This is a genomic window from Sphingomonas sp. (assembly GCF_031426035.1).
GTDB lineage: Bacteria > Pseudomonadota > Alphaproteobacteria > Sphingomonadales > Sphingomonadaceae > Sphingomicrobium.
The window spans coordinates 1-3,381 of sequence record NZ_JANPKO010000154.1; the positions used below are offsets into that span (position 1 = coordinate 1).

Annotated in this window: 3 protein-coding genes and 1 pseudogene; 2 read left to right on the plus strand and 2 right to left on the minus strand. The window is 72.4% G+C overall.

Annotation, left to right across the window (positions count from 1 at the left end; genetic code table 11):
- Positions 1–439: pseudogene (locus RMP08_RS11395) on the plus strand (hypothetical protein); the annotation flags it as partial.
- Between the two features lie 19 nt (positions 440–458).
- Here the strand turns inward: RMP08_RS11395 and RMP08_RS11400 are convergent.
- Positions 459–884, minus strand: coding sequence for a DUF4112 domain-containing protein (locus RMP08_RS11400; protein WP_310469120.1), 426 nt, complete (start codon positions 882–884; stop codon positions 459–461).
- A gap of 1 nt (position 885) precedes the next feature.
- Positions 886–2,328, minus strand: a complete 1,443-nt coding sequence (locus tag RMP08_RS11405) for an ABC transporter substrate-binding protein (RefSeq protein ID WP_310469121.1) — start codon at positions 2,326–2,328, stop codon at positions 886–888.
- Between the two features lie 168 nt (positions 2,329–2,496).
- On the opposite strand from RMP08_RS11405, the gene RMP08_RS11410 reads away from it, so the two are divergent.
- Positions 2,497–3,381: biosynthetic peptidoglycan transglycosylase (locus RMP08_RS11410; protein ID WP_310469122.1), on the plus strand; the 885-nt coding region annotated here is incomplete at its 3' end.

Sequence of the window (3,381 nt, forward strand, 5' to 3'; positions counted from 1 at the left end):
CGACGCGCCGCTCAACGCCGCCACCAACGTCGACACGCTGGCCGATTTCAACGTCGCCGCCGACACCGTCCTGCTGTCGACCGCGGTGTTCACCGGTATCGCGGCGGGCACGCTGAGCGCGGCGGCATTCCAGCTCGGCACCGCGGCCAACGACGCCGGCGACCGCATCGTCTACGACAGCGCGACGGGGCGCATCTTCTACGACGCCGACGGCAATGGCGCGGGCGCGCAAGTGCTGTTCGCGCGCGTTACCGCCGGCACCGCGCTGACCGCCGCCGACTTCGTCGCGCAGGCCCCGGCGGCCGAAGCGGTCAAGGCCGACGATGTGCCTGCCGGGCTCGAGCTTTGGCGCGCCGGGGGCGGCGCGGGCGATGCTTTCGGCCTTACCCCCAACGGCAGTGTGCAACCGTACCAGCCGCTCGACTATTGGGTCAGCTGAGGAGACCGGGTGCGTTCCGCTAGCGGCGCGTGACTTCGCCCTCGATCGTCGCGGTCCCGGCGTGGTGCTTGTCGAGGTGGCGCTTGATGATGCGCAGATTGCGGCTGTTGGAACGGAAAAAGAGGTCGGGGATCGCGCCGACCCACGGGATCAGCCCCAATAGCCAGTCGACCCCGACATTGCCTGCCATCCGCGCCATCGCGTGCTTGGGCATGCCGAGGTTGCGCGCTTCCCACGCCATGTAGGCGCCGAGCACCGCACCCGCGGTGCTGCCCGCGAACGGCACCAGGTCGAGGATCACGTCGAGCCCGACCGGGCGGTTGATGCCGGGGATGACGAACATCCGCTCCATCACTTTTTCCAGCGCCTCGACCCGCCGCCGCACCGATTGCGGGTCGCTGCCGAGGCCCGGGAAGCGTGGCTGATCGTCGGGGTTGGTCGCCATCTCACTCGGCCCTTTCGCGGTTGAGCCTGTCGCCCAGAGCGGTCAGCGTGTGGCGGCCGAAGCGGTTCCCGGCAAATCCTTCGATGCGCGGCGACACCAGCGACCAGCGGACCGGCGCGGCGATCGGCAAAAACGGCTGCAGCTCGTCGATCCGCCGCGCGGCGTCGGCCAGCAAAGCGGCGCGCTGGGCGGCGACCGGGGCGGCGCGCGCGGCATCGAGCAATTCGTCGATGGCGGCGTCGCACAGCGCCGACTCGCCGCAGCGGAAATGGCGCACGAACCACGCCGGCGAGCTCGACGGCGCGACCCGGTCGACCAGCCGCAGGTCCGACGGCATGCCCGTCGGCGTGCGCTCGACGCGGATCCCGATCACCGCCCAGTCGGCCGCCAGCCGCGCCAGCAATTGGTCGGCGCCGGGCCCCTCGGGCAGCGCGATCCGCAGCAACGGCCGCTCGAGCTTGCCGAACAGGCGGTCGGCGGCGGCGACCAGTGCCTGGCGGCGCTCGGCCAGCGGGGTCGCCAGGAAGGCCGGCTGGGGGACGTCGGCGATCCCCTCGAGCCCGCCCTCGAGCACCGTCGCGCGCGGCACCAGCCCGGGCACTTCGAGCGCGCCGATCAGCGCCTCGCGGTCGATCGCCTGGGACAGCAAATGGCGCACCTCGGGATCCTCGAGCGGGCCGGTCTTGCGCACCACCACCAGCCCGAACAGCCCGGCCACCGGGTCGAACTGGAGCGTCCGCCGCTTGAGTTTCACCGCTCGCGCGTACGGCAGATCGGCAAAAGTCCCGCCGAGCACGAGGTCGGCCTCGTCCGCCGCGAAGCGCCGCACCGCATCGCGCGCGGCGGCGCCGGACAGCCGCACTTCCTCACGCCGGTCGTCGTCGCCGTCGGGCCCCGCCACGCTGCGGCGCAACACCAGCGCGCCATCCTCGGCGGGCTGGTTGGCCAGCGTGAACGGCCCGCCGCCCGCGCCCTCGCGGACCAGCGCGAGCTCGGGCTGGGCGAGCAGCTGGAGGAGGTTGGGCCGCGGCGCGGACAGGCGGATCTCGAGCACGCGGTCGGTCATCGCAACGATCTCGTCGACCGCGCCGAGCGTGTCGCGCAGGCCATTGCCGCTGGTCTTCGCGGTCGCCCGCTTGAGCAGCCGCGCGACTTGCTGGGCGGTGATCTTGCGCCCGTTCGGCCACTCGGCCTGGCCGAGCCGGAAAATGTAGCTGAGGCCGTCGTCGCTGACATTCCACCGCTCGGCCAGCCCGGGCTCGATCTGGCCGCGCGCGTCGAACCGCACCAGCCCCTGCGCGAGATTGGCCAGCAGCACCGCTTCGCCGCTCGCGAGCGGGCGGATATTGGGGTCGGCGAGCCGCGGCGCGGCGCCGATCACTAGCACGCGCGGGGCGCTGTCGTCGCGCCGGTCGCACCCGGCGGCGGCGCAGGTTGCGGCCACGGCCAAGGCCAGGCCGAACGCGCGCCGGGAAGCCGAGGACCGCATGGCATGAGGCTTTAGCTGCAATGCCGCGTTCAGCAAATCTCTGCTTGGTTGCGTTCAACTGTCTTAGTGGAGTAACGCAGTCGCAGGCGGCGTCGGGCGGTGCCTGCCGGGAAGGGACAAGGGGTGGCGGACAGCGACGGCATCTGGACCCGCGGCGGCGCGCATGTCGAGGAGCTGCCCGATCCGTTCGCGCCGCCGCTGCCCGAGCCCGCGCCCGAGGCCGCCCCGCCCAAACGCCGCAGCCGCCGCCGCCTGATTTTCTACGCGGTCGCCGCCGTGCTGCTGTTCACCCTCGCCTGGCTGGTGCTGACCGCGCCTTTGTCGCGCGCGCTCGAGCCGCTCGACGATCCTGCGTTGCTGCTGCTCAGCGCCGAGGGCCGCCCGATCGCGCGGCGCGGGGCGATCAAGGACCGCCCGGTGACCGTCCCCGAGCTCGATCCGCTGACCCCCGCCGCGTTCATCGCCATCGAGGACCGCCGCTTCCACCGCCATTGGGGGGTCGACCCGCGCGCGATCGGCCGCGCGATGGTTGCAAATGTGCGCGCCGGCGGGGTCCGCCAGGGCGGCTCGACGATCACCCAGCAGCTCGCCAAGACCAGCTTCCTGTCGTCCGACCGCAGCCTCAAGCGCAAGGCGCAGGAAGTGATCATCGCGCTGTGGCTCGAGGCGTGGCTGACCAAGGACGACATCCTCGCGCGCTACCTGTCGAGCGTCTATTTCGGCGACGGGGTGTACGGCCTGCGCGCCGCCTCGCGCCATTACTTCGGCCGCGGCCCGGACAACCTCACCCTGGCCCAGTCGGCGATGCTGGCCGGGATCGTCCAGGCGCCATCGCGGCTGGCCCCGACGCGCAACCTCCGCGGCGCCCGGAAGCGCAGCCGGCTGGTGCTCGCGGCGATGGCCGACACCGGTATCGTCAGCCTCGCGCGCGCCGCCGCGACCATCCCCGCGCGGCCGGTGCTCCAGTCGTCCAAGGTGCCCACCGGGACCTATTTCGCCGATTGGGTC

Coding starts and splice junctions, on each gene's coding strand:
- RMP08_RS11400 (WP_310469120.1), bottom strand. CDS start 884: ATGGCGACCAACCCCGACGATCAGCCACGCTTCCCGGGCCTCGGCAGC.